The organism is Thioalkalivibrio sp. (assembly GCF_041690275.1).
Lineage (GTDB): Bacteria > Pseudomonadota > Gammaproteobacteria > Ectothiorhodospirales > Ectothiorhodospiraceae > Thioalkalivibrio.
The window spans coordinates 1-5,118 of the sequence record NZ_JAWLHP010000102.1; the positions used below are offsets into that span (position 1 = coordinate 1).

At 70.6% G+C, this 5,118-nt stretch carries 5 protein-coding genes and 1 tRNA gene; 2 read left to right on the top strand and 4 right to left on the bottom strand.

Going from position 1 to position 5,118, the window contains the following annotated elements:
- Nucleotides 1-2: 2 nt before the first annotated feature.
- A tRNA-Arg gene (locus tag ACESMN_RS13175) sits at nucleotides 3-79 on the bottom strand.
- 180 nt (nucleotides 80-259) lie between these two features.
- Between ACESMN_RS13175 and ACESMN_RS13180 the strand changes: the two genes are divergently transcribed.
- Nucleotides 260-1,051 carry a c-type cytochrome gene (locus ACESMN_RS13180; protein WP_373054067.1) on the top strand — a complete coding sequence of 264 codons (792 nt, stop codon included), beginning with the start codon at nucleotides 260-262 and terminating at the stop codon, nucleotides 1,049-1,051.
- A gap of 9 nt (nucleotides 1,052-1,060) precedes the next feature.
- Here ACESMN_RS13180 and ACESMN_RS13185 read toward each other — a convergent pair whose 3' ends face one another.
- The 3 genes from ACESMN_RS13185 to ACESMN_RS13195 form a co-directional block, all read right to left on the bottom strand.
- Nucleotides 1,061-2,566 (bottom strand): YifB family Mg chelatase-like AAA ATPase, encoded by a 1,506-nt coding sequence (locus ACESMN_RS13185; RefSeq protein ID WP_373054068.1) that lies wholly within the window; start codon nucleotides 2,564-2,566, stop codon nucleotides 1,061-1,063.
- A gap of 117 nt (nucleotides 2,567-2,683) precedes the next feature.
- Nucleotides 2,684-2,959: an accessory factor UbiK family protein gene (locus ACESMN_RS13190; RefSeq protein ID WP_373054069.1), complete on the bottom strand. Its 276-nt coding sequence runs from the start codon at nucleotides 2,957-2,959 to the stop codon at nucleotides 2,684-2,686.
- Nucleotides 2,960-3,018: 59 nt separating this feature from the next.
- The gene (locus ACESMN_RS13195; RefSeq protein ID WP_373054071.1) at nucleotides 3,019-3,741 is read right to left on the bottom strand and encodes a pteridine reductase; all 723 of its coding nucleotides are present in this window, start codon (nucleotides 3,739-3,741) and stop codon (nucleotides 3,019-3,021) included.
- A gap of 137 nt (nucleotides 3,742-3,878) precedes the next feature.
- Here ACESMN_RS13195 and ACESMN_RS13200 point away from each other — a divergent pair, with 137 nt between their 5' ends.
- Nucleotides 3,879-5,015 (top strand): class I SAM-dependent methyltransferase, encoded by a 1,137-nt coding sequence (locus tag ACESMN_RS13200; protein ID WP_373054070.1) that lies wholly within the window; start codon nucleotides 3,879-3,881, stop codon nucleotides 5,013-5,015.
- Nucleotides 5,016-5,118: the final 103 nt, after the last annotated feature.

The window sequence follows — 5,118 nt, forward strand, 5'->3', positions numbered from 1 at the left end:
GATGGCGCGCCCGAGAGGATTCGAACCTCTGACCTCTGCCTCCGGAGGGCAGCGCTCTATCCAGCTGAGCTACGGGCGCATTGCAGCAGAACATGATACGGCCCACGCCCGGGACCGTCCAGTGATTCGCGCCGTGACGGCCACAGTGGCAGTTATGGCCTGGGGGTAGGGGATGCCCTATACTCGGCCCCCGGTCTGCGCTGCGTGCTCGGTCTGACTGAGCGAAGGCCCCGGCCGGGGAGAATTGCGGAGGAAGAAAGTGGCTGAGCAAGAGTTCAAGATCGATACCGGCAACAAGATCTTCATGGGTCTCTCCGTCGTCGTGTTGGTGGCGGCGGTGGCCTTTCTGGTGTACCACCTCCTGAACTTCGCCGGGCAGCTGGCGCTGGGCGAGCGCGATCCGGTCGTCACCGAGGCCGTGGAGCAACGGATCGCCCCGGTTGGCCGGGTCGAGGTCGCGGCCGTCGACCCCGATGCCGCTGCCGGCGAGCCGCAGCCGCCGGCTGAGGTGTACCAGTCCGTCTGCGCCGCCTGCCACGGCACCGGGGCCGCGGGCGCGCCGGTGCTCGACGATACCGACGAGTGGACGCAGCGCCTCGACGAGAAAGGCCTCGATACGCTCGTCTCCCACGCCATCAACGGCTTCCAGGGGATGCCGGCCCGAGGGGGCAACCCGAATCTGACCGATGAGGAGGTCACCGGCACGGTCGAGTACATGCTGGCCGAGGCCGGGCTCGAGATGGACGATGCTGAGACGGTGGCCGCCGCGGACGAGGCGGCGGCGGATGCAGAGCCTGCTACGGTGGCCGGCGATGTCGATGCCGGCAGGGACCGTTATGCAACCTGCATCAGCTGCCACGGCGCCGAGGGTGAGGGTTCGGGCATCTTCCCGAAGATCTCCGGCCGGAGCGCCGACTACATCGCCGACCGTCTGACTACCTATCGCTCGGGAGAGGAAGTCGGTCCGAATTCGGCGCTGATGATGCCGCAGGCGACGGGACTGTCCGACGAGGCGATTGCCGATCTGGCCGCGTACATCGCCTCGCTCTGAGGCCTTCGCCTAGTCCAGGCGCCAGCGGTCGAGCGCGCGGAAGCCGAGCGCCTCGGTGAGATGTGCGGTCGCGATGTCGGTGCTGCCGGCGAGATCCGCGATGCTTCGTGCCACCCGCAGGATGCGGTGGTAGGCGCGGGCCGACAGCCGGAACCGCTCCACCGCGCGTTCCAGCAGCTCCCGGTCCGCGTCGCCGAGCGGGGCGTGGATGTCCAGTTCGCGCCCCCCGAGGAGACTGTTCATCCTGCCCTGGCGCGCCTGCTGCATCCGGTGGGCCGAGACGACGCGCGCTCCGACCGTGCCCGAGTCCTCGTCCTGCCCCGGGACCGGCACCAGTTCCGTGGTCGGCAGCCGCGGCACCTCCACCGCGATGTCGATGCGGTCGACCAGCGGGGCGGACAGGCGGCGCCGGTGGCGCATGCGCTGCTCCGGCGTGCACTGGCAGCGTTCGCCCAGATCGCAGTCAAAGCCCTGCGGACATGGGTTCATCGCGCCGACCAGCTGGAAGCGCGCCGGGTATTCCGCCTGGCGCGCGGCGCGCGCGATGTGGATCACGCCGGTCTCCAGCGGCTCGCGCAGCACGTCGAGCACCCGGCGGTCGAACTCCGTGAGCTCGTCGAGGAAGAGCACGCCGTTGTGCGCCAGCGAGATCTCGCCGGGCCGGGGGTTGGAGCCGCCGCCGACCAGCGCGACGCCCGAGGCGGTGTGGTGCGGTGAACGGAAGGGCCGGCAGCGCCAGTTGCGGCGCAGGTGGTCGGAACCGCGCAGGCTGTGGATCGCTGCCGTCTCCAGCGCCTCCGCGTCGGTCATCGGCGGCAGGATGCCGGGGATGCGCGCGGCGAGCATGGACTTCCCGCTGCCCGGCGGGCCGATCATCAGCAGGTGGTGCGCGCCCGCGGCGGCGATCTCCAGTGCGCGACGCGCCTGCCGCTGACCCCGCACGTCGGCGAGGTCCGGGAAGGCGAGCGGCTGCGGTTCCGGGGGCGCGGCGGGCTCGAGTTCGGCCCGGCCGTGCAGTGCCGCGCAGACCTCGAGCAGGTGGTCGGCCATTGCCACGTCGGCGCCCGCTGCCAGGGCGGCCTCGGGGCCGTCCTCACGGCCGAGCACCAGCTGGTGCCCGCTGTCGCGCGCCGCCAGACTGGCGGGAAGGGCGCTCCCGACCGCGCGCAGGCGCCCGTCGAGCCCGAGTTCGCCGAGGAACTCGCGACCCGGCAACGCGGTGTGCGGGACCTGCTCGCTGGCGGCGAGGATGCCCAGCGCGATGCCCAGATCGAAGCGCCCGCCGTCCTTGGGAAGGTCCGCCGGTGCGAGGTTCACGGTGATGCGGCGCCGCGGGAACTCGAAGCCGCTGGTCTGGATCGCGGCGCGGACCCGGTCGCGGCTCTCGCGCACCGCCGCCTCGGGCAGGCCGACGATCTGGAAGCTGGGCAGTCCGTTCGCGAGATGGGTCTCGATCCGGACCAGGGGTGCGCGGATGCCGTCGACGGCGCGCGCGTTGATCATGGCGATGGGCATCCTTGCCGCTCCTTCTGTTGCTGTCTGCTGCTCCTTCGCGCTCCGGGGCAGGGCGGGATGAGCCTTTGGCCCAGTCGCACCCCTCATCCCAACCCTCTCCCCCGGGGGAGAGGGGGTTCAGGTGATGTCGGAGCCCTCGCGGTCGGGCGTGGCGGGACTGCCTTCCAGTGCCGCCACGCGGGCCTCGAGGTCGCGCAGCCGGGCGCGGGTGCGCTCGAGCAGCGCGACCTGTACCTCGAAGTCCTCGCGGGTTACGAGGTCCATGCGCTCGAAGCCCTGGTTCAGGGTGGAACGCACCTGCCGTTCCACGTCCTTCCGCAGCGCGCGCACCGGCTCCGGCAGGCTCTCCGTGATGCGGCGGGCGAGGTCGTCGAAGCTCTTGGAATCGATCATCGTCTTCTCCCGGAATGATCCGTGCGCATCAGCATAACGCACCCGGGCCGGTTGCCGCGCTACTGGGAGGCCGAGCGGCCGCCGTCCACCGGAATCACCTGCCCGGTGATGTAGGGCGCCTCGCGCAGCAGAAACAGCACGGTGCGGGCGATGTCGGCCGGGTGCCCCTGACGCTTCAGCGCGGTGCGCTCGACCATCTCGTGGTGGCTGTACATGTTCGCCTCGGACTCGGGCATCAGGATCGCGCCCGGCGCGACGCCGTTCACCCGGACCTCCGGACCGAGCTCGCGCGCGAAGGCCTGGGTCAGCGCCCAGAGGCCGGCCTTTGCCGTGGAGTAGAGCGGATAGCCCTTCAGTGGCCGCTGCGCATGGATGTCGACGATGTTGACCACGGCGCCGCCGGTCGCGCGCAGTGCCGGCGCGCAGGCCTGCGTCAGGAACAGCGGCGCCTTCAGGTTCGATCCCATCAGATCCTCCCACTGCTCGCCCGTGATCTCGCCGATCGGCGTCGGATAGAAGGTCGAGGCGTTGTTGACCAGATAGTCAAGGTGCCCGTAGGCCGCGGCCGCGCGCTCCCCGAGGTCCTCGAGCGCGCGCGGATCCAGCAGATCCGCCTGCAGCAGGAGCGCGCTGTCTGCACGCTGCGCGTTCAGTTCTGCCGCGAGGGTGGCGGCGGCCTCCCTTGAGCCGCGATAATGCAGCAGCACGTTGACACCCGCACGGTGCAGGGTCCGCGCAATCTCCGCGCCGATCCTGCGCGCCGCGCCCGTGATCAACGCCACTTCACGACCCGGGCCATCGCCGGCCACGGCGTTGCTCTGCGCCAATTGGGTCTCTCCGGTTCAGGCTGATGGTCGAGGCTTCGGAATCTAGCACAGCACCCCCCACGGGTCCCGGTCCCGCCCCCGAACCGGAGGCAATGGCGCTGTCATCGGAACTGCTGGCGCGTATTCATGCGGAGATCGCCGCAGGCGGCGGGTTCCTGCCGTTCGCGAGCTACATGGAGCGGGTGCTCTACGCGCCCGGGCTTGGCTACTATGTGAACGGGCTGCGCAAGATCGGGGCCGACGGCGATTTCGTGACCGCGCCCGAGCTCTCGCCGCTGTTCGGGGCTACCCTCGCGCGGTGGTTTGCACCGGTGCTGGACCGCGAGGGCCTGGAGATCCTCGAGTTCGGTGCCGGCAGCGGGCGGCTCGCGGCGGACGTGATCATGGGCCTGGAGGACGCGGGCGTGTCCCTGAAGCGCTACCGTATCCTCGAGGTCAGTCCCGATCTGCGCCAGCGGCAGCAGGCGTTCCTCGTCAACCGGCTGGGGTCGGAGCGGATGCTGCGCGTGGAATGGCTGGACCGCTTGCCGGAGGAGCCCGTGCGCGCGCTGGTGCTCGCGAACGAGGTGCTGGACGCGATGCCGGTGGAGGTCTTCGCGTGGCGGGACGGGAGGGTCTGGCAGCGGGGCGTGGGCACCGCGGAAGCGGGTCTCGTCTTTACGGATCGGCCGGCGCCGTCAGTGCTCGATGCCGCGGTGCGTGAACTGCAGGACGCCTGCGGACCGTGGCCCCAGGGTTATGTGTCCGAGTGGCGGCCGGCCGTCGGGCCCTGGCTGCGCGCGGTGGCCGCGCGGCTGGAGCAGGGTATCATCTGGATCGGCGATTACGGCTATCCGCGCCGGGCCTTCTACGCGCCGGAACGGGTCACCGGCACGCTGGTGGGCTATTACCGGCAGCAGCTGGTCCTCGACCCGCTGGCCTGGCCGGGCCTGATGGACCTGACCGCAAGCGTGGATTTCACCGGCGTCGCGGAGGGCGCGGCGGCGGCCGGGCTCGATGTGCTGGCCTACGCCGGACAGGGGGAATTCCTGCTCGGCGCCGGCCTGCCGGCCCTGTTCGAACAGTCGGTCGCGGGCAAGGACGACCCGAGGGAGATCATGCAGTTGGCCCAGCAGGTGCGCATGCTGACCCTGCCCGGGGAGATGGGGGAGCGATTCCAGGTGATGGTGCTGGGGCGCGAATGTGAGCTGCCGCCGTGCACGTTTCCGGACCGGCGCGAACGGTTGTGAAGCAGAAGGATGGGGTTAACTGTCATGGCGATCCACGCCAGCGCGAAGGATGAAAGCCCAGGCGTCGTATGGAGTGCGGCGGCTGGCCGCCGCTTTGCCCTGC